Annotated in this window: 19 protein-coding genes; 12 read left to right on the forward strand and 7 right to left on the reverse strand. The window is 72.1% G+C overall.

Annotated features, from left to right (window positions below; all coding sequences use genetic code 11):
• Window positions 1–55: 55 nt before the first annotated feature.
• A complete protein-coding gene (locus tag ACZ4EF_RS33740) occupies window positions 56–1,123 on the forward strand; it encodes an Acg family FMN-binding oxidoreductase (RefSeq protein WP_355347435.1) in 1,068 nt (355 codons plus the stop codon).
• A gap of 127 nt (window positions 1,124–1,250) precedes the next feature.
• On the opposite strand, the gene ACZ4EF_RS33745 is transcribed toward ACZ4EF_RS33740, so the two are convergent.
• The 3 genes from ACZ4EF_RS33745 to ACZ4EF_RS33755 all read right to left on the reverse strand — a co-directional run bounded on the left by ACZ4EF_RS33745 (window position 1,251) and on the right by ACZ4EF_RS33755 (window position 4,762).
• Entirely contained in the window at window positions 1,251–3,020 is a 1,770-nt protein-coding gene (locus ACZ4EF_RS33745) for a sensor histidine kinase (protein WP_467507941.1), read from the reverse strand.
• Window positions 3,021–3,098: 78 nt separating this feature from the next.
• Entirely contained in the window at window positions 3,099–3,722 is a 624-nt protein-coding gene (locus ACZ4EF_RS33750) for an FAD-dependent oxidoreductase (protein ID WP_467507943.1), read from the reverse strand.
• A 167-nt stretch (window positions 3,723–3,889) separates the two neighbouring features.
• Window positions 3,890–4,762 carry a universal stress protein gene (locus ACZ4EF_RS33755; RefSeq protein WP_467507945.1) on the reverse strand — a complete coding sequence of 291 codons (873 nt, stop codon included), beginning with the start codon at window positions 4,760–4,762 and terminating at the stop codon, window positions 3,890–3,892.
• A gap of 388 nt (window positions 4,763–5,150) precedes the next feature.
• Between ACZ4EF_RS33755 and ACZ4EF_RS33760 the strand changes: the two genes are divergently transcribed.
• The 3 genes from ACZ4EF_RS33760 (at window position 5,151) to ACZ4EF_RS33770 (ending at window position 7,971) form a co-directional block, all read left to right on the forward strand.
• Complete coding sequence (locus ACZ4EF_RS33760) at window positions 5,151–6,041, forward strand: D-alanyl-D-alanine carboxypeptidase family protein (RefSeq protein WP_467507947.1); 891 nt, start codon at window positions 5,151–5,153, stop codon at window positions 6,039–6,041.
• A gap of 208 nt (window positions 6,042–6,249) precedes the next feature.
• Window positions 6,250–6,666 carry an ATP-binding protein gene (locus tag ACZ4EF_RS33765; protein ID WP_355349754.1) on the forward strand — a complete coding sequence of 139 codons (417 nt, stop codon included), beginning with the start codon at window positions 6,250–6,252 and terminating at the stop codon, window positions 6,664–6,666.
• A gap of 315 nt (window positions 6,667–6,981) precedes the next feature.
• Window positions 6,982–7,971, forward strand: a complete 990-nt coding sequence (locus ACZ4EF_RS33770) for an LAETG motif-containing sortase-dependent surface protein (protein ID WP_467350219.1) — start codon at window positions 6,982–6,984, stop codon at window positions 7,969–7,971.
• A gap of 98 nt (window positions 7,972–8,069) precedes the next feature.
• On the opposite strand, the gene ACZ4EF_RS33775 is transcribed toward ACZ4EF_RS33770, so the two are convergent.
• From ACZ4EF_RS33775 to ACZ4EF_RS33785, 3 genes are read right to left on the reverse strand one after another with little or no spacing between them, the layout of a single operon-like run.
• On the reverse strand, window positions 8,070–8,420 hold the full coding sequence (locus ACZ4EF_RS33775) for a UBP-type zinc finger domain-containing protein (protein WP_355349748.1): 351 nt from the start codon (window positions 8,418–8,420) through the stop codon (window positions 8,070–8,072).
• Window positions 8,417–9,937, reverse strand: a complete 1,521-nt coding sequence (locus tag ACZ4EF_RS33780) for an ATP-binding protein (protein WP_355349745.1) — start codon at window positions 9,935–9,937, stop codon at window positions 8,417–8,419. The genes ACZ4EF_RS33775 and ACZ4EF_RS33780 overlap by 4 nt, the downstream gene beginning before the upstream one ends.
• Window positions 9,934–11,616: an NAD(P)/FAD-dependent oxidoreductase gene (locus ACZ4EF_RS33785; RefSeq protein ID WP_355349742.1), complete on the reverse strand. Its 1,683-nt coding sequence runs from the start codon at window positions 11,614–11,616 to the stop codon at window positions 9,934–9,936. Before ACZ4EF_RS33785 ends, ACZ4EF_RS33780 begins: the two co-directional genes overlap by 4 nt.
• Window positions 11,617–11,961: 345 nt before the next feature.
• Between ACZ4EF_RS33785 and ACZ4EF_RS33790 the strand changes: the two genes are divergently transcribed.
• Both ACZ4EF_RS33790 and ACZ4EF_RS33795 read left to right on the forward strand, forming a co-directional pair.
• Window positions 11,962–12,768, forward strand: coding sequence for a VOC family protein (locus ACZ4EF_RS33790; RefSeq protein ID WP_391164287.1), 807 nt, complete (start codon window positions 11,962–11,964; stop codon window positions 12,766–12,768).
• 102 nt (window positions 12,769–12,870) lie between these two features.
• The gene (locus ACZ4EF_RS33795; protein ID WP_355349739.1) at window positions 12,871–13,125 is read left to right on the forward strand and encodes a hypothetical protein; all 255 of its coding nucleotides are present in this window, start codon (window positions 12,871–12,873) and stop codon (window positions 13,123–13,125) included.
• Window positions 13,126–13,253: 128 nt separating this feature from the next.
• On the opposite strand, the gene ACZ4EF_RS33800 is transcribed toward ACZ4EF_RS33795, so the two are convergent.
• The gene (locus tag ACZ4EF_RS33800; protein WP_401720709.1) at window positions 13,254–14,117 is read right to left on the reverse strand and encodes a GH25 family lysozyme; all 864 of its coding nucleotides are present in this window, start codon (window positions 14,115–14,117) and stop codon (window positions 13,254–13,256) included.
• A 365-nt stretch (window positions 14,118–14,482) separates the two neighbouring features.
• Between ACZ4EF_RS33800 and ACZ4EF_RS33805 the strand changes: the two genes are divergently transcribed.
• The 6 genes from ACZ4EF_RS33805 to ureC all read left to right on the forward strand — a co-directional run bounded on the left by ACZ4EF_RS33805 (window position 14,483) and on the right by ureC (window position 20,101).
• A complete protein-coding gene (locus ACZ4EF_RS33805; protein WP_355349733.1) occupies window positions 14,483–15,016 on the forward strand; it encodes a TerD family protein in 534 nt (177 codons plus the stop codon).
• A 547-nt stretch (window positions 15,017–15,563) separates the two neighbouring features.
• A complete protein-coding gene (locus ACZ4EF_RS33810; protein ID WP_401314464.1) occupies window positions 15,564–16,553 on the forward strand; it encodes an urea transporter in 990 nt (329 codons plus the stop codon).
• Window positions 16,554–16,709: 156 nt separating this feature from the next.
• Entirely contained in the window at window positions 16,710–17,015 is a 306-nt protein-coding gene (locus ACZ4EF_RS33815; RefSeq protein WP_355349727.1) for an urease subunit gamma, read from the forward strand.
• The gene (locus tag ACZ4EF_RS33820; protein WP_467507953.1) at window positions 17,012–17,857 is read left to right on the forward strand and encodes a sirohydrochlorin chelatase; all 846 of its coding nucleotides are present in this window, start codon (window positions 17,012–17,014) and stop codon (window positions 17,855–17,857) included. The genes ACZ4EF_RS33815 and ACZ4EF_RS33820 overlap by 4 nt, the downstream gene beginning before the upstream one ends.
• Before the next feature lie 43 nt (window positions 17,858–17,900).
• The gene (locus ACZ4EF_RS33825; RefSeq protein WP_467507955.1) at window positions 17,901–18,377 is read left to right on the forward strand and encodes an urease subunit beta; all 477 of its coding nucleotides are present in this window, start codon (window positions 17,901–17,903) and stop codon (window positions 18,375–18,377) included.
• Window positions 18,377–20,101, forward strand: coding sequence for an urease subunit alpha (ureC, locus tag ACZ4EF_RS33830; protein ID WP_467507957.1), 1,725 nt, complete (start codon window positions 18,377–18,379; stop codon window positions 20,099–20,101). Before ACZ4EF_RS33825 ends, ureC begins: the two co-directional genes overlap by 1 nt.
• Window positions 20,102–20,130 lie beyond the last annotated feature (29 nt).

Here is a 20,130-nt window from a genome sequence, read left to right on the forward strand (position 1 = left end):
CGCCGCCCGTCGTGCTCCGTCAGCCTGGAAGCAGGACGGCCGGGAGGAGAACACGATGCGGACCGCACCACTGGACGCGGAGACCCTGGAGAAGCTGATCTCCGCGGCGGGCGCGGCGCCTTCGATCCACAACACTCAGCCGTGGCGGTTCCGGCTCGACCCCGACACCAGCACGCTGGAGGTACGGGCGGCCGTCGACCGCGGGCTGCGGCACGTCGACCCGATGGGACGCGCCGTCCACCTGTCGGTCGGCGCCGCCCTGTTCAACCTCCGGGTCGCGGTCGCCCACTTCGGCTGGGACCCGGTGCCGCGGCTGCTGCCCGACCCCGCCGAGCCCGACCTGCTGGCCTCCGTACGCCTGGCCGGACCGCTGCCGACCGGTGCCCGCCGCGACCGGCAGGACCTGTACGACGCGATCTGGCGGCGGCACAGCAGCCGTCTGCCGTTCTCCGAGCAGGCGCTTCCCGCCCAGGTGCTGACCGAACTGGCCGAGGCCGCGGACGCCGAGGGCGCCCGGCTGGTACGGCCCGCCGCGGAGGAGACGGCCCGCCTGCTGGAGTTCACCACGGAGGCCGAGCGGCGCGGCATGAGCGATTCCGACCGCCGGGCCGAGAGCCGGAGCTGGATCCGTGAGGGGAGCGCGGACGGCCTGCCGGGCCGGGCGCTCGGCCCCCAGGACAGCGCGGGCCGACTGCCGCTGCGGGACTTCTCCGCGCTGCGCCCGGAGAACTACCAGCCTTCCGCGGCCTTCGAGCGGCACCCGGTGATCGCGGTCCTGTCCACCTGCCACGACCGCCCCGCCGACTGGCTGCGCGCCGGTCAGGCGCTGGAGCACGTCCTGCTCGTCGCGACCGCTCACACTGTCCGCGCGTCACTGCTCCATCAGGCGCTGGAATGGGACGACCTGCGGTGGCTGCTGCGCGACCCGCGCGGCGGCATGGAACACGTACAGATGCTGATCCGCCTCGGCTACGGACCGGAGGGCCCGGCCACACCCCGGCGCCCCGTCGCCGACGTCACCGATGCCGGAACGCACACGCCCGAGGGCCTGTCCGGCGGATCACGAACGGCCCCTTCGACCCCTGGCACGCACGCCCGCCGCGTTGCCGGAATACCCGAATAGCTCCGCTATGAGGCCATCCCGGCGCCTTGCGCTCGCACGCGCCAGGCGCCGCCTGGACCGCCCATGATCCGCCGGACAGGCCCTAGGTGTATTGACCTGGAGGGTCGTTGACGCGCGCGGCGCCCGGCTACGCCTTGGGCCCCGCCGAGGGCGGGGCGGCCGGCACCCGCCAGACCAGGCGGGTGCCGCCGCGGGGGCTGGCGGAGAGGGTCAGCTGGCCCCCGAGCCGCGCGGCCCGCTCCTCCAGATTGCGCAGCCCGCTGCGGTGCCCGCCGGAAGGGGCGCCCACGCCGTCGTCGTCGACCGTGACGGTCAGGGTCCCGGAGGCGACGACCAGGGAGACCTCGGCGGAGGTCGCCCGGGCGTGCCGTCCGACGTTGGAGAGGGCTTCGACCAGGACGGCGACGGTCTCCTCCGCGACCGGCGTGGGCACATCGGTGTCGATCAGCCCCTCCATCCGCAGGGCGGGGGTGAAGCCGAGCGTCGGGACCGCGTCCTCGACCGCCATCGAGGCACGTATCCGAAGGCCGCGCGCGGTCCGCTCCCGGTCGTGCGAGCGCAGCCCGAAGATCGTCGAGCGAATGATCTTGATGGTCTCGTCCAGGTCGTCTACCGCGCGCAGCAGCCGCTCGCTCGCCTCCGGGTGCTGGACGAAGCGCACCGCGCTCTGCAAGGTCATCCCCGTGGCGAACAGCCGCTGGATGGCCAGGTCGTGCAGGTCACGGGCGATCCGGTCGCGGTCCTCCAGCAGCGCGAGCTGCTCGGCGCCGCGCCGCCGCTCGGCCAGCTCCAGCGCCAGCGCGGCCTGCCCGGCGAAGCTCAGCAGCGGCGAGGACTCCGCCTCGGTGAAGGGGACAGAACCCAGCTCGCGGGCGAGCAGCAGCACACCGCGCACCGCGCCGCCCGCCATCATCGGCACGGCGATCGTCGGCCCCAGGCCGTTCCAGCGCGGCGGCCCCGACGTCACCCGCGGGTCCTTGGCGATCTCCACCGTGGTGATCGGCCGCGCCGCGGCCATCGCGGCGCCCATGAACGAGCCCTCGCACGGCAGCACCAGACCGCGGTGGGTCTCGGCGTCCACGCCCACGGCGATCATCACCTGGAGGTCGGTGGTCCCCTCGACGGGCAGCGCCACCACGCCCAGGTCCGCGGCCAGGATGTGCCGGCCGTGCTCGACGATCAGTCCGAGCACATCCATCTCACCGGCGCCCGACAGCAGCTTGCTCACGATCTCCGCGTTGGCCGCCATCCACCGCTGCCCCTCGCGGGCGGTCTTGTACAGCCGCGCGTTCTCGATCGCGACACCCGCCGCGACCGCCAGGGTCGACAGCAGCGTCTCGTCGTCGCCGTCGAACTCCCGGCCACCGCGCTTCTCGGTGAGGTAGATGTTTCCGAAGACCTCGTCGCGGACCCGGATCGGCACCCCGAGGAAGGAGCGCATCGGCGGATGGTTCGCCGGGAAGCCGTACGACGCCGGGTGATCGGACAGCTCCGCGAGCCGCAGCGGCTCCGGGTGGCGGATCAGCTCGCCGAGCAGACCGTGCCCCGAGGGCAGCGGCCCGATCGCGCGGGCCTCCTCCTCGGACACCCCGACGGTCAGGAACTCCGAGAGCCGGGCGTCGTCGCCGATCACGCCCAGCGCGCCGTACTCGGCGTCCACCAAGGCGACCGCGGTCTCCACGATCCGCCGCAGCACATGCGCGAGGTCCAGCTCCCGGCCCACCGACAGCACGGCCTCCAGCAGGCTGTGCACCCGATTCTGCGTGCCGCGCACCGCCCCGATGCGGACCTGCAACTCGTCCAGCAGCTCATCGAGCTGCAAACGGGGCAAGCGCCCGCCCGAGCTGTCGCCGTCCTCTCCCACCGGTCCTCCACGCGCACCGCGAACCCCGAGCATCAGCCCCTGCCCACACCGTATCGGCTGAGGTGCCCTGACGGCGGCCGAGTGCCGAGGCGAGAATCGGCGTACGAGCGGCTACGAGGGCTGTGCTGCGTCTCGCGGCTCCCGCGCGGGCACGCTCACGGGCGCCTGGTCCGCCGTGCGGGTGAGGAATTCCCGCACGCCCGCCACCAGGTGTTCGACCGCGACGTGCGGGCCCGCGCCGGTGTCGGCCGGTGTTCCCGTCGCGGCGCCGACGGCGAACACCTCGGGAGCGGCGCGGGACTGGAGGGTACGGGGGTCCACCCGGACGAGACCGCACGCGTCGCCGAGCCCGGCGGAGCGTACGACGTACCTGGTGCCGCCGTACAGCACACCGTCCGGCGTCGGTACGGGCCGCGCTCCGGTGGCGACCACGAGGACGTCGTAACCGATCGAGGAGCCGTCGGTGCAGCAGACCTCCCGCCGGGCCACGTCGACACTGCCGATCTCCGTGTGACGGAAGTCGATCCCGGCGCGGAGCCGGCCGTCCTCCGGCGGCAGGAGGGTGCGCGAGCCGAGGACACCGATGGCCATGAGAAGTTCGACCTCGTGGTCACGTGTGTCGTATTTCCCGACCACGACGATCTGGAATTCGCTCTCGTCGTACCGGCGGCGCAGTCTGTTGGCCGCCAGGATTCCGGTACTGCCGTTTCCCAGGATGACGATTCGCTTCTTCATACCCGCACTGTCCGGCAGCCCCGGTCACGTTCACCACGGGCCAACCGGCCTTCCCCCCGAGGCCGTTCGGGCACCGGCTCGACGACGCGATCCGGTCGACGGCCGACCGAACCGGACGGCCCGGGGCCGCGCCGCTCGCGGGGCGCGGCGGCGACGGACCAATCGCCTCAGGTGCCCGCCGGGGCGTGCGGCACGATCGCCACCGGCAGCGTCACCCGGCGGAGAACGGCGTGCGCGGTCGAACCGAGATGCGCGCTGACCGGGGTGGTACGGGGGCGGCGGCCCAGGACGAGGAGCGCGGCGTGCGATGCCGCCGCCGCGAGCCGCGCGGCGGCCCCCGCGACCACGGCCTCGGTGACCACCGGGGTACGGGGGTGCTTCTCGGCCCAGGGGCCCAGGGCAGCCGCGAGCGCCTGATCGGGATCGACGGGCCCGGCGCCGTCGTGGAGCGGCTCGCTCCAGCCGTGGACGACGCGCAGCCGCGCGCCGCGCCGGGCGGCTTCGTCGAAGGCGAATTCGACCGGTCGGCCGTCCGGCGCGGCCAGATCGAGGCCGAGGACGACGTCACCGGCGCCGTCGGCTCCCGGCGGAGCGCCCGCGCCGGAAGCGGCGCTCACCAGGACCACGGGGACCGGTGCCCGGCCCGCGACGGTGAGCGCGGTCGAGCCGAGCACAAGCTCCTGCACCGCCCCCGCGCCTCGTGTGCCCAGCACCATCAGCTCGGCGCTGTCGGCCGCGGAGAAGAGCACCGGAAGCACCTGCTCGGCGATCTGGTCGACGGTGACGGACAGGTCCGGATGCCGGCGGCCGATCTCGTCCGCGGTCGGGTGGGCGGACCACGCGGGACGCGGCACGCGCTCACGGGGACCCGCCGGCGTGACCGGTTCCGTACGGCCGTGTCCGGGCGGGACCGCCTGTACGAGACGCAGCGGGAGGCCGCGGCGCACGGCGTCGTCCGCGGCCCAGTCCGCCGCCGCGAGGCTCTCGGCCGAGCCGTCCGTCCCCGCGACGACGGCGCCCGTGACGATCGCGCGTGTCATGAGTGGACCTCCTTGGCGTGTTCCGTCCCCCTGCCTCCAGCATCCCCGCTTTCGGCGCTCGGCGTGAGGGACCGACGGCCCCGTACTCGGACCGAACGGGCCGGAGCCGTGCGATTGCGGCGGGGTCGGCCGAGATTCGCCGACGAGAACACCGGATCAGAATGTCGGATCAGTACGCCGGACCAGGACGTCGGATCACATGGTCGGATCAGAAGATCGTGCTACGCCGATCCGCCGGGACGTACGGCGGGCGGGTGAATTCGTCGTCGCGCGTACATCCATCGGGTCCGCCCGCGCATCCCCTGGTCGAGTCGCGTTCTTGAACGCCCGCGCAGGGTTGACCGTTGGAGTATTCGTCGTGAAAACCGGCAGTAATATCATTCGTCGCATGTCCGTGGCGGCCCTCACGGCAGGGGCCGTTCTGGCGTCCACCGGGCTCGCGGTCCCGGCCCGCGTCGAAGCGACCCCGGCGCCCGCGGCGACGGCGTCCCGGACCGCCGCCCCCGCGATCGTCGCCAAGGGCGGCTTCGTGATGGACGACGGCACCGGCCGGACACTGTTCACGAAGGCCGCGGACACCCGCCGTTCCACCGGATCGACCAGCAAGGTCATGACGGCCCGGGTGGTGCTGGCCGACAAACACCTCGACCTGAACGCGCAGGTCACCGTCCAGAAGGCGTACCACGACTACGTGGTGGCCAAGCGCGCGTCGTCGGGCGGTCTGGTCGTCGGCGACCGGCCCACCGTCCGGCAGTTGCTGTACGCGATGATGCTGCCGTCCGGCTGCGACGCGGCGTACGCGCTGGCCGACACCTTCGGCAGCGGCCGGACGCGGGCCGCCCGCGTGAAGTCGTTCATCGCGAAGATGAACTCCACGGCGAAGGGCATCGGTCTGAGTAACACCCACTTCGACTCGTTCGACGGCGTCGGCAACGGATCGAATTACTCGACTCCGCGCGATCTGACGAGGATCGCGAGCAGCGCGATGCGATACCCCACGTTCCGTGCCGTGGTGAAGACGAAGTCGGTCCGGCAGAGCGTCGCGATGAAGAACGGCGGCCACCGCACCATGACGTGGACCAATACCGACACGCTGCTCGGGAGTTATCGCGGCGCCGCCGGGGTCAAGACCGGATCCGGGCCCGTGTCCCTGTTCTGCCTGGTCTTCGCGGCCACCCGCGGCAAGAGGACCGTCATCGGCACGGTGCTCGCCGCCCCGACGCAGGCGGCCCGCACCGCGGACGCGCGGAAGCTGATGGACTACGCGCTGAAGGGGTAGCGGTACGGGGGCGGGAAGCCTCCCGCCACCTGCCCGGCATGGCGTTCGCGGGCGGGGGTAGGGGACGTTCATCCCCCGCAGGGGACTCGCAGGGGACCGCGCCCGGCCGCCCATCGCCCCACCGGCATGGCGGCCGGGGGCCCCGACCGTCACCGGAGCCGGGGCTCGGTCGGCGAGCACACAACGACTCGGTGCGGGAGCGTGCGAGATGTCCGTGAAAGCAGTCGGCTGGGCCAGGTCGTTCCCTGTCTCGTACGGCGTCAGAGCCGGGCGCGAGTGGGCGCGCGAGCACCTGGACGTGCTCGGCTGGAGCACGCAGGCGCCCGACACGGCGGACTCCGTCGTCCTGACCGTCTCCGAACTCGTCACCAACGCCCACGTGCACGCGCACAGCGAGGCCCAGGTCGTCATGGTCTGGGACGGCTGCTGCCTGCACCTGAGCGTCAGCGACTCCTCCGACATGCTGCCCGCCGAGAAGGCGCCCGACGAGGAGCGCACCCACGGCCGGGGCATGGCCATCGTGGACGCGCTCGCCGACGAGTGGGAGGCCCACCCGCGCCCCGACGGAAAGACCGTCACCGCCTGCTTCCACGCGCCCGGCGGCACCTGTACGCACTCCTGGTGAAGCGCCCCGCCGCGGGTGAACTCCAGTCAACTCCTGGGAACTCCTGCGAACTCCCGTGAACGCCGCCCCATTTCGGTATCAGTGCGGCGACACATTCGCAGGGCGATAATCCGACCGCAAAGCCGCGAAAACGGCGTTTTCGCGCTGTACAGACCGTCCCCCGCACGGGCATACTCGGTCACCGGCCAACAGGCCGATCATCGTCGGCGGCGAGACTCCATCGCAGGCCACCGGGCACGAGTCTCGCGCACGGCGTAGGGTCCGACCCGCTCCGCCTGCCTCCGCTGCCCGTTCACAGTGCAGGGAGCAGATTCAGTGCAGCGTTCCATCACCAGACGAGCCATAGGCGTGGTCGGCCTCGGCTCGCTCACCGCCGCCGTCACGCTGGCGGGCGTCGGTACGGCGCAGGCGTCCGGCAACGACAAGAACAACTGCGGCCGGTCGCACATCGAGCACTCCGAGGACGGCGGGAAGACCTGGTCCGACAACGGCCGGATCAACGACCCGGCCCCGACGAAGATCACGGTCCGGCTGACGGACAAGGTCAACAAGGGCTGCACGTACGTCGTCTCGCTCGCCTCCTACAGCGCCGAGGGCCCCACCTGGGACACCTCGGGCACGCAGGCGTTCCTCGGCTGGGACACCACCCAGCTCGACCACAAGAACACCCGGGCCACCCTGGACGTCAGCGCCTACGCGCCGTCCTGCTTCGGCCAGATCGACCTGTACGGCAACGGCATCAAGTACGACGGCGGCGAGGGCAAGGGCCACGGCAAGCTGCCGCGCTACCCGTACTCCGCGACCCCCGAGAACCTGATCACGGCGTGGAACGGCAGCGCGCCGTGCTCCACCCCGTCCCCGTCGCCCAGCGACTCGGTGACCGACTCCCCGTCCCCGTCCCCCAGCGAGACGACGGACAGCCCCGAGCCCAGCGACTCGACCACCACCTCGCCCGAGCCCTCGGACAGCGAGACGACCAGCCCGTCCCCGACGGACTCCGTCACCGACACCCCGTCGGACTCGCCGTCGGACACTCCGTCCGACACTCCGTCGACGACGCCGAGCTCCAGCGCCCCGGTCGTCGACGACACCACGTCACCGACGGCGTCGCCCACGAACTCCGCGGGCCCGGTCGGCTCGCCGGTCGTGGAGCCGGCCTCCGACACCTCCAGCGGTGACCTGGCCGAGACCGGCGGCAACGGCTCGCAGACCGTGGCCTTCGCAGGCGGCGGCGCCGCCCTGCTGGTCCTCGGCGCGGGCGCGGTCTACTTCACCCGCCGCCGCAACAGCAGCGCCCACCGCTGACGGATCCGGCGTACGCGGGCCGGGAGCACGCCGTGACGGCGTGCTCCCGCCCGACGTACGCCGGTCCGCGCGGTACGCCGACTCGGCGCGTCCGCCGCTCAGTTGAGGTGGGCGCGCCAGTCCGCCGGGACCCGGCCGGCCGGGCCCGGCACCGGCTGGTCGGCCGGACGGCTCTGCGGCGGGGCCAGCGCCACGTCGGTCTCGACGTACGCGTCGGTCGTGAAGTCCCAGAACCAGTCCTCGCCCGGCTCGAAGGTCCGCATGATCGGATGGCCGGTGGCCGCCGAGTGCGCGCTCGCGTGCTGCGCGGGCGACGAGTCGCAGCAGCCGATGTGCCCGCACTGGGCGCAGCGGCGCAGATGGAACCACCAGCCGCCCGCCGCGTCGCAGTCGGCGCAACCGGCCCCGCTGGGCCGGGCGGTGGGGTCGATACCTGGGGTGGTCGTCATGACGGCTCCCGCTGATTGTCGGACGGACTGTCGGAGCTGGCCTGCGGTGCCGCCTCCGGCCGGGCGTCGGACGCGGCATCAGGTGCGGCCTCCGGCTGCTCCGCCGTGAGCGGCAGGCGGACCAGGAAACGGGTGTCGCCGGGCACCGACTCCGCCTGGAGGTCGCCGTGGTGCTTGTTCACCACGATGCGCCAGGAGATGTCGAGTCCCAGCCCCGTGCCCTCGCCCACCGGCTTGGTGGTGAAGAACGGCTCGAAGATCCTTTCCCGGATCTCCGGCGCGATACCGGCTCCGGTGTCACGGAACTCGACCAGAAGCTGCTCGCGGTCCAGCGCCGTACGCACCGTCAGCGTGCCCGTCCCCTCCATCGCGGCCACCGCGTTGTCGATGAGATTGGTCCACACCTGGTTCAGCTCACCCGGATAGCCGGGGATCTTCGGCAGCGTACGGTCGAAGTCCTTGACCACCTTGATGCCCGGACCGAATTTGCCGGTCAGCATGTGCAGCGTGCTCTCCAGCAACTCGTGCACGTCCACCACCTGGTACGGCGCCCGGTCGAGCTGCGAATACTGCCGCGCCGCGTTGACCAGGGTCGAGATCCGGGCCGTGGAGTCCTGGATCTCGTTCATCAGCAGCTCGGTCTCGACCGTGTAGTTCAGCCACCGCATCGCGCTGTCGAGGGTGTCGGGCGTGACCGTCGCGGCCACCCGCTCCAGCCAGTCCGTGTCGAGCCCGGCCTGCACGAAATTCGGCGCGAGGTCCCACCCGGCCGTCACGCCGTGGTCGTCGAGCCAGTCGGAGATGGCGTCCTCGCGGTCCGAGGTCTCCATCGGGGTGAGCTGCACGGCCTTCGCGGACTGCTCGACCGCCCGCTCCTGGAGCTCGATCAGCGTCGCGAGCGTGGCCCGGTCGAGTGGCCCCCCGGCGATCATGCCGAGCTTGTGCCGCATCCCGGCCACCCGCTCGCGCAGCGTGGCCGTGGCCCGCAGCGCCGCCGCGGCCGGATTGTTCAACTCGTGGGTGAGACCGGCCGACAGCGACCCCAGGGCCAGTAGCCGCTCACGCTGGCCGATGGCCTGCTTGGTGCTGCGGTTGCCGAAGAACAGCCCCTCCAGCATGTGCACGGCCATCGGGAACCACTCGCGCATCAGCTCGGCGAAGTGGTCCGCCGACAGCACGTAGAAGCGCGACGGCTCGGTGACCCGCAGCGAGCTGTTGTAGACCTGCGGCACCCGGTCGCCCAGATACGACTGGAAGGCGCCCGCGTAGACCCCGCGGTCCGAGGTGCGCGAGACCTCCACGTCGTCGGCGCCCACCCGGCGCGACATCACCACCGTGCCCTCGAGCAGCACGTAGAAGCAGGTCGCGGGCTCGCCCTCCAGATAGACGGCGCCCGGCTCCTCCATCTGCACCCGGCCCTTGCGGCACAGCCAGTCCAACTGGTCGTCGGTCAGCTTCTCGAACAAGAAGAGCGAGCGCAGCTCGGCCACGTCGCACGGCAGGTACTGGACGCTCATAGCCGCTCCAGGTATCGGTGGACGAGCATGACGGCCATGGCGCCCTCGCCGACCGCGGACGCCACCCGCTTGGCGGACTCGGCGCGCGCGTCACCGGCCACGAACACCCCCGGCACGCTGGTCTCCAGGTGGTACGGGGGCCGCTCGAGCGGCCAGTCCACCGGGCGTTCGCCCGGCGGCGCCAGATCGGGACCGGCCACGACGAACCCGCGTTCGTCGCGCAGCACCACCCCGTCCAGCCAGTCCGTCAGCGGGGCGGCGCCGATGAACACGAAGAGCCAGCCCGCGTCGACCGTCTCGGTCAGGCCGGTCGTGGTGTCGCGCAGCGTGATCCGCTCCAGATGGTCCTCGCCCTCGGCGGACACGACCTCCGTGCGCGTACGCACCTTGATCGCCGGGGTGGCCCCGATCTGCTGCACCAGATAGTGCGACATGGACGAGGTCAGCGAGTCGCCCCGGACCAGGATCGTCACGGACTTGGCGCCCCTGGCCAGATACACCGCGGCCTGCCCGGCGGAATTCGCCCCGCCGACGATGTACACGTCCTGCTCCTGGCAGCGGGCCGCCTCGGTCAGCGCGGAACCGTAGAACACACCGCGTCCCGTCAGCTCCGACACGCCGGGCGCGTCGAGCTGCCGGTAGGACACGCCGGTCGCCAGGATCACCGTGTGCGCCGAGACCGCGGAGCCGTCGGCGAAAGTCACGGTCCGCGCCGAGCCGCTGACCTCGAGCCCCGTGACCTCGCACGCGGTCAGGATCTCGGCGCCGAAGCGGGTGGCCTGCCGGTGCGCGCGGTCGGTGAGCTGCCCCCCGGAGACCCCGTCGGGGAAGCCCAGGTAGTTCTCGATCCGGGAGCTCTGCCCCGCCTGCCCGCCGGTCGCGGTGCGCTCCACCAGCACGGTCCGCAGCCCCTCGGACGCGCCGTAGACCGCGGAGCCGAGACCGGCGGGGCCGCCGCCGATGACCACCAGGTCGTAGAAGCGCGCCGAGGGCGTCGTCGCCAGACCGACACTGCTGGCCAGATCCTGGTCGGTGGGCTCCACCAGCGGCTTGCCGTCCGGGGTGATCACCACCGGCAGCCGTACCCCGTCCTCGTCCGCGGCGGCCAGCAGCTTCTGGCCCTCCGGCTCGTCCGAGGCGTACCAGTGATACGGCACCTGATTGCGCGCCAGGAATTCGCGGACCCCGGACGAACGCGCCGACCAGCGGTGACCGATGACCTTCGTCTCCCGCACCGGCCGGTGGTCCGAGGCGCGCCAGGCGTCGAGCAGCGCGTCCACCACCGGGTACAGCTTCTCCTCCGGCGGGTCCCAGGGCTTGAGCAGATAGTGGTCGAGGTCCACCACATTGATGGCGTCGATGGCCGCGCCCGTGTCGGCGTACGCCGTCAGCAGCACCCGGCGGGCGCCCGGATACACATCCATCGCCCGTTCGAGGAATTCGATGCCGTTCATCGCGGGCATCCGGTAATCCGCCAGGATCACCGCGACCGCGTCACCGCGCAGCCGCATCTCGCGCAGCGCCTCCAGCGCCGACTCCCCGGACTCCGCCCGGACGATCCGGTGCTCCTCGCCGTAACGCCGCCGCAGGTCGCGTGCGACCGCACGCGACACCGAGGGATCGTCGTCGACGGTCACGATCACGGTCCGTGTCGCGCCGCTGGGCTCTGTCCCCAGCATCCATGCCCCCATTCGTGCGGATCACCGGTGCCGGGCCACGGCATGGCGCCGGGGCCCGCCACTCCCATCCTAGGTACGCGGCCTGGCACCCGCAGTTCCACCGTGTTCGCCCTCGGAGGACGCGCCCGGCGGCGCCTCGGAGACCCCCGGCAGCCGCGCCGTACGCGCTCACTGTCAGGTGCCGGGCACCACGGAGCGTGACGGTCCGACCGGCTCGGCAGGAGGTCCGGGCCCATCGACGGCACACTGAGGGACGGACCAGGACGATCCGCCCCGCCGACCCGGCGGCCCGCGGGAACGCGTCCGGCCCCGCGTCGAACCCGTCAGGTGGTGATTGCCGTGTCCATGCGCCAGAGCCCGCGCCCCGGGACGGGCGCGACATCCAGCGACGCCGTCTTCGGCGCGCCGTGCTGGGTCAGCCTGACCTCGCGCGACCTGGCCGCGACCCACCGCTTCTACGCGGCGGTCCTGGGCTGGACCTACCGCGGGACGAAGCTGGGCGGCCGGTTCAGCGTCGCGCTGGACGACGGCAGGCCGGTGGCGGGCATCGCCGAGCTGGCCTCCGCCTGGCAGGTGCCCGTCGCCTGGACGCCGTACTTCGCGGTCGAGGACGCCGACGAGACCGCGGCCAGGATCAGGGAGCGCAGCGGCACCGTCGCCGTCGGCCCGATCGCCTTCGAATCCGGCCGCGCGGCCCTGGCCGCCGACCGCAACGGCGCCGTCTTCGGCATCTGGGAGGGCCTGCTCTCCGAATCCTGGCCGCGCTGGCGCGACGAGCAGCCGGTGTGGCTGCGGCTGCGCACCCCCGACCCGTTCGAGGCGGCCATCTTCTACGGCGAGGTGCTGCTGTGGGCCAGCGACCGGCCCGGCGCCTGCGAGGTGGCGTACGAGGGCGACGAGGTGGTGCTGCGCAGCGCGGGGCGGGTCGTGGCCCGGCTCGGCCGCGGCGCCGTCCAGGCCGCGCCCGACCCCGTCGAGCGCCCGCACTGGGAGGTCTTCTTCACCCTGCGCGACCTGCCCGCCGCGCTGCGGGCGGTCCGCGCCAACGGCGGCGGTGTCGTGGCGCACCACGCGGGCCCCGCGGGGGAGTCGGCGGTCGTCCGTGACCCGGACGGCGGACTGTTCACGCTGACCGCGCCGGAGGTCGCGTAGCCCGTTCGGGGCTGCCCGTCAGCCGTGTGCGCGCGACGAGGTGCGGGCCGGGCGGTACCGGGTCACGGTGAAGGCTCACCCACCAACACACAGGAGAGTGACATGCTTCGTCGTATCGCCATCACCGTCGCCGCCGTTTCCGCCGCCGGGCTCATGTCGGCTGTTCCGGCCGCTGCCGCCGTCTCGCACGACGGCGGTCACGCCGGGATGGGCGGCTTCCACACCGCGGGCGGCTTCGCCGGCTTCGAGAAGACCAACCTCGGCGGCCCGTACGGGATCACCACCGTCAAGGGTGAGATCGGTGGCTTCGAGGCCGGTGGCGGCTACGCGTTCGAGGGCCACCACAGCTCCCACTGACGTCGCGGCCGTCCGCTGACGGCCCGCGTCCGCGCGTGCGGCGGCCCCGCGCCCACGGTTCCTCCCTGCCGTGGGCGCGGGGCCGCCGTCGTGCCCGCTCGGGTGCCGCCCGCTCGGGCGTCGTGCGCTCAGGTGTTGTTGGCGAGATTGCGCAGTCCGCTCAGCGCCCCGTTGAAGTAGTCCTGGTCACCGGGGAAGACGCCGGAGTCGGCGTGCTGCCAGAAGGTGTAGAACGGCCAGCCGGCCGGCAGGGTGCCGACGCTGGAGGCGTACCGCGCGATGAACAGCGGGTCGTTGGCCGAGTAGGCGGAGGTGTTGCCCGTGCAGGTCGTCCACCAGTTGGTCGTGGTGTAGATCGTCGCCCAGCGGGTGGTCTTGGCGTGCACCTCATTGATGAACGACGTGATCCAGGTACGCATCGCGGCCTGGCTCAGCCCCCAGCAGGTGGACGACGGCCCGTACTCGATGTCCAGCATGGGTGGCAGCGTCTTGCCGTCCTTGGACCAGCCGCCGCCGTGCGCGACGAAGTAGTCGGCCTGGGCCGCGCCCGTCGAGGCGTTGGGGTTCGCGAAGTGGTAGGCGCCGCGGATGAAGCCCGCGTTGTACGAACCCGTGTAGTTCGCCGAGAAGTTGGGGTCACGGAAGGTCGTGCCCTCGGTGGCCTTCATATAGGCGAACCGGGCGCCGTTGGCGTACGCGCCCGCCCAGTTGACGGCGCCCTGGTAGTGGCTCACGTCGAAGCCGAGGGTCTGGGCGGCGTTCGGGGTCACCGTGCCGCCGCCGCTCGACCGGCCCTCGTGGGCCGCGACGGTCGAGCCCATCCAGTCCAGTTCGGGGTGTGCGATGGGGCTGCCGCCGCCGGAAGGGGAGGCCGCGGTGGCCGCGCCGGGAGCCGCGACGAACAGGGCGAGGAGAGCGGTCAGCGTGCCGATCGCCGCGAGCGCGCGGCGTGGCACCGACCCGCGCCGGGAGTCGTGTCCGGCGTTGTCCATGTGCGCCTCCAAGGGCGAGGGGGGTTGGTTCCTTGGTGGTGTGGCCATGACAATGAAGGAGGTTACGCGCGTAGAACCCTGGGGCGGAAGGGGCTCCGGTGACCGTCATTGGTCTATGCCAGTACGCGGGGCCGGGAGCTGCGGCGCGCCCCGGCGGTGAAAGTGGGCAGGACGCCGCCGGAGGCGGTGTGGACAGCGTGCCCGGCGGTGTGGTTAATCGAGGCATGGACCCCGGCGGTCGGCGACGCGGCCACGGCCGGGGCGCGGACGACCGGGCGGCGCGGCCCGTGCATCCGGCACGTTCGCTTCCGGCACGATCGGTACGTTCTCGCACGTCGACGCGGTTCCAAGGAGGGGGAGACCCGGTGAGCAGCAGCCTCAACAAGGGCAGCGGGAAGATCGAGGTCCAACTGCGGTGGGATCCGAGTCCGTTGGGCTCGCCCGACACCGATCTCGACCTGATCGCCGCGACGTTCGCCACGGACGACCGGCACGGAGAGCCCGCGTACCTCGTGTACTTCGACAGCCGCTCGCCCGACGGCACCATCACCTTGAACCGCGACAGCAAGACCGGCAAGGGCTTCGGCGCCGACGAGAGCATGACCATCGAACTCGACCGGCTGTCGGCCTCGTACGGCCGCGTCGTGGTGGGCGTCGCCATCCAGCAGCGCGACGGCCGGCTCACCTTCGGCCAGGCGGCGAACCCCGACATCCGGCTACTGGAGGGATACAACGCCCTCCTGGAGTACGACTTCGCCGACGTGGCCGACGCCACCGCCGCGACCGTCGCCGAATTCACCCGCGGGGACGCGGGGGAGTGGCGGTTCCACCGGAACGTCCGCGGATACGACGCCGATCCGGCCGCCTTCGGACGGCTGATGGGCGGCGGGGCCGCCTAGGGCCTGTCCGGCGGATCACGAACGGCCCCTTCGACCCCTGGCACGCACGCCCGCCGCGTTGCCGAAATACCCGAACAGCTCCGCTATGAGGCCATCGCGGCGCCTTGCGCTCGCACGCGCCAGGCGCCGCCTGGACCGCCCATGATCCGCGGCGTTGCCGGGGGTGAGCCCCGCGACCAGGGCCGGACGCCCGTGCGGAGCGCCCCGCGCCGCTCATCCGCGACGAGCCGGGGCGCGCGCCGGCCTGCCCGCGGATCGCGGGAGGTGGCCGCACGCCCGGAGACGACGCGAGCGGGACGGCAACTGGCGTCCTGTGGGCGGAAACTACGCGCGGCCGGTCAGCGGACACGTCATCACATAAGTCGCCGAATGGGTGAAGACGCCATCATGTCGGCGCCGGGCGCGGCTCCGGCGCTGCTAGCTTCCGTGATGTTGGTCTGATTACACCGATTCATCCCTTTGTGGGTCGATCTGTGCTGATCGGTTGTCCGGATGCACGGCGCACGGGTCGCACCTGGCCGTTCTGACCGAAGGCGTGGAAATCTGCATGTCCGACAAGGCCGGACCGAGCGATGGCAGCGGCGGCGGCACGCTGGGGCGTCTGGAGAACCGCCCTCCGGTGTCGTTCGGGATGGAGGTGCTGCGCGGCATCGCTCAGGTGGACTTCATGCCGAGCGCGCTGTGCGGGGCGGTGTTCCTCGCGGCGCTGTTCGTCTCGGGCTGGCAGCACGGGGTGTACGGGCTGCTGGGCGCGGCGGTCGCCACCGCGACGGCCCACGCGCTGGGCATCGAGCACGCGTTGGTCGGCGCGGGGCTGCGGGGGTTCAACGGCTGCTTGGTCGGCACCGGCTTCTCGGTCTTCCTCGGCCCCGGCCACTGGTCGACGTTCCTGCTCGCCGTCTTCGCCTCCAGCCTGGTGGTCGTGGTGACGACGGCCCTGGCGATCATGCTGGGGACCTGGGACGTACCGACGTTCACCATTCCGTTCTGCCTGGTCACCACCGTCATGACCGTCGGGGCGCCGGGATTCGAGAAGGCGTGGCACCAGGGGCACAGCCTCGCCGCCCTGCCCGCGACCGCGAGCGGCCGGACCGCGCTGACGTGGGATCAGACCTGGCACGCCTTCCTCTCCAGCTTCGGCCAGATCTTCTTCATGTCCCAGTGGTACGTCGGCCTAATGTTCCTCATCGGCATCGCGCTGGCCAACCGGCTGGCGGCGGCGATGGCGTGTGTGGGGAGCGCGACCGCGCTGGCCGTCGCGGTCCTGCTCGGCGCACCGGCGGCCGAGGTCGGCCAGGGGCTGCTGGGGTACAACGCGGTCCTGGTGGCGATGGCGCTGTGCGGGGTGTTCGTCGCGCCCGGCCCCTGGAGCCTGGTCTACGCCATCGGCGGCGCGGGGGTGGCGACGGTGGTGACCGCCGCCCTCGACAACATCGTCGCGCCTTTCGGCGGACACGCCCTCACCTGGCCGTTCGTGCTGACCGCCGTGGTCTTCGTCGCCGCCGTCCCCTCGATCCCGCGCCTGCGCCGCACGTGACCGCCCGCACGTGACCGCCCGCACGTGACCGCCCGTATGCGACCGCCCGTATGTGATCACCCTCGGGCGGCCTCCCGCCCCCTGTCCGTACCCCTGAAGCCGAAGAGCCCAACCGAAGAGCCGAAGAGCCCAAGAGCCCAAGAAGAGAGTGAACGGATGAACCTCGCCCCTCGCGAAGTCGACAAGCTCCTCATCTACGTGGTGGCCGATCTGGCCCGCAAGCGCCGTGACCGCGGTGTGAAGCTGAACTACAGCGAGGCATGCGCGCTGATCAGCGAGGCCATCCTGGAGGCCGCGCGCGACGGGCGCTCCGTCGCGGAGTGCATGGAGCTGGGCAAGCAGGTCGTCGCCGCCGGTGACGTGATGCCGGGCGTACGCGACATGCTGCCGCTGCTCCAGGTGGAGGCCGGATTCGTCGACGGCACCAAGCTGGTGTCCTGTCACGACCCGGTCGGGGCATGACGGCGCCGAGCCCCGTCACTGTGCGCACCCCGGCCGCCGCCGCGAGCGTGGTGCTCGTCGGCGGGCACGAGAGCGCCGCCGCCCGCGACCTCGCGCCGTGGGCCGGGAGCGGCGCCGGGGACACGTACACCGTGGTCCCGGCAGGCGCGCCCCTCACCCAGGCGGTCGCCCGCCTCCTCGCCGAGCGCGACGCACCGGTCTGCGTGATCCCGATGACGCTGGGCCGCGACCGCGCGCTGGTCGCCGAGGCGGCGCGGTCGCTGCGCTGGGCGCAGGAGGGCGGCGGCAGCGGACGTACGGTGCTGAGCGCGCCCTTCGGCACCCAGGACCACCTGGTCGGCTGGCTGCGCGCCGCCGCGGGCCGGGGCGCGGGGGACGCTACCGCCGTCCTGGTCACCGCGCCCGCCGGCGACCCGTTCGCCGACGCCGAACTGTTCCGGGTGGCCCGGCTGGTGCGCCAGTACGGCGGCCACCGTTGGGTCGAGGTCGCCTTCACCGACGGCGACCCCGATGTGCCGCAGGGCGTGGAGCGCTGCCGACGGCTCGGCGCCGAGGACGTGCTGCTGCTGTCGGCCGGGTTCGGGCCGCCCGCCACGTCGTCCCCGCCGGTCGCGGGCGCGGTCGACGGCGGCCCGCTGCTGAGCCGGGCGGCCGTCGAGGGGGTCGTCGCGGCCCGCCGCACCGAGGCCCTGCACCGGCTGGCGCACGGCGACGACGGCGTCGCCGCGGGCCTGGACGCCGAACACGGCCACGGCTTCGCCCACACGCACGCGGACACCTCCGCACCATCCGCACCAGGTGCGCACACCCACAGCCACCCGCACGCCCATCTCCCGCACTGAACCGACCGGTTGCCGCCGTTCCCGCGAGAAAGAGAGACCAGCCATGCCGAATTACTTGTACGGCGATGATCCCGTCGAGATCAACGCCGGCCGCGCCACGGCCACGGTCACCGTGTCGAACACCGGTGACCGCGGGGTCCAGGTCGGCTCGCACTACCACTTCTTCGAGGCCAACCGGGCCCTGGAGTTCGACCGCGAGGCCGCGTACGGAATGCACCTGGACATCCCCGCGGGCACCTCGGTGCGCTTCGAGCCCGGCGACTCACGGGAGGTGACGTTGACCGAATTCGGCGGCCACCGGCGGCTGGTCGGCTTCAGCGGCCTCGTCAACGGCGGCCTGAACTCGGCCACCACCCGGATCGCCGCCGAAGCCCGCGCCGTCGCCCTGGGGTTCAAGGGCGCGACGGGGGACACCGCGGGCGGCGCGGGCAAGAGCGCCGCCGCCGACGGCGCCGCGAAGAACGACAAGGGCGCGAAGAGCGCGAAGAGCGCGAAGAACAAGACGAAGGGTGACCGGTGATGGCGACGCTCCCGCGCAAGCAGTACACGGACCTGTACGGCCCGACCGTCGGCGACCGCTTCCACCTCGCCGACACCAACCTCGTCGTCGAGGTCGAGAAGGACTTCAACGAGGGCCTCTACGGTGACGAGGCCGTCTACGGCGGCGGCAAGAGCATCCGTGACGGCATGGCCCAGGACCCGCAGGTCACCGCCGCCCAGGGCGCGTTGGACCTGGTCATCACCAACGTGGTCGTGCTGGACCCGGTGCTGGGCGTGGTCAAGGGCGACATCGGCGTCAAGGACGGCTTCATCGCGGCGGTCGGCAAGTCCGGCAACCCGCACACCCAGAACGGCGTCCACCCCCTGCTGACCATCGGTCCCGGCACCGAGGTCATCTCCGGCGAGCACCTGATCGCGACGGCCGGCGGCATCGACACGCACATCCACTTCGTCTCCCCGCAGCAGGCCGAGGCGGCGCTGAGCAACGGGATCACCACGCTGGTGGGCGGCGGCACCGGACCCACCGACGGCACCAACGGCACGACCTGCACGCCGGGCCCGTGGAACATCGGCCGGATGTACCAGGCGGCCGAGGATCTGCCGGTCAACATCGGGCTGTTGGGCAAGGGCAACGGCTCGCAGCCCGACGCGCTGGTGGAGCAGGTCGAGGCCGGGGTGTGCGGTCTGAAGGTGCACGAGGACTGGGGCACCACCCCGGCCGTGATCGACACCGCGCTACGGGTCGCCGACGAGTACGACGTGCAAGTGGCCATCCACACCGACTCGTTCAACGAGTCCGGGTTCTTCGAGGACACCCTGTCCGCGATCGACGGCCGTACGATCCACACCTTCCACACCGAGGGCGCCGGCGGCGGGCACGCCCCGGACATCATGCGGATCGCCGGTGAGCCCAACGTCCTGCCGTCGTCCACCAACCCGACCCTGCCGTACACGGTGAACTCGGTGGACGAGCTGCTGGACATGGTGATGGTCTGCCATCACCTCAGCCACGACATCCCCGAGGACGTGTCCGTCGCCGACTCGCGGGTCAGGGCGGAGACGATCGCGGCCGAGACGGTGCTGCACGACGAGGGCGTCATCTCCATCTTCTCCTCCGACTCCCAGGCCATGGGCCGGGTCGGCGAGTCCTTCACCCGCGCCTTCCAGACCGCCCATCACTGCAAGGACCAGCGCGGCAAGCTCGACGGCGACAGCGAGCGCAACGACAACCTGCGCGTGCTGCGTTACCTCGCGAAGATGACGATCAACCCGGCCATCGCGGCGGGCATGGCCGAGCACATCGGGTCGCTGGAGGCGGGCAAGCTCGCGGACATCGTGCTGTGGCCGATCAACGCCTTCGCGGCCAAGCCGAAGATGGTCATCAAGGGCGGCCTGGTCAACTGGGCGCAGATGGGTGACCCCAACTCCTCGCTGCCCACCCCGCAACCGGTCTACTACCGGCCGATGTTCGGCGCGAAGGGCCGCGCCAAGCAGGCCACCCGGGTCTCGTTCATGTCCCAGGCGGGCATCGCGGGCGGTGTCCCGGAGCGGCTCGGCCTGGAGAGCAGGATTCTGCCGGTACGGCACTGCCGCTCGGTGGGCAAGCAGCACATGGTCCGCAACAACTCCCTGCCGAAGATCACCGTCGACCCCGAGACGTACAAGGTGACGCTGGACGGAGTCCCCACGACCATCGACCCCGCCCGCGAACTGCCGCTCACCCAACTGTTCTTCCTGGCATGACGTCTTCGAACGGCGCGTACGCCTCGAAC

The sequence above is a fragment of the Streptomyces sp. NPDC025721 genome (genome assembly GCF_055558595.1).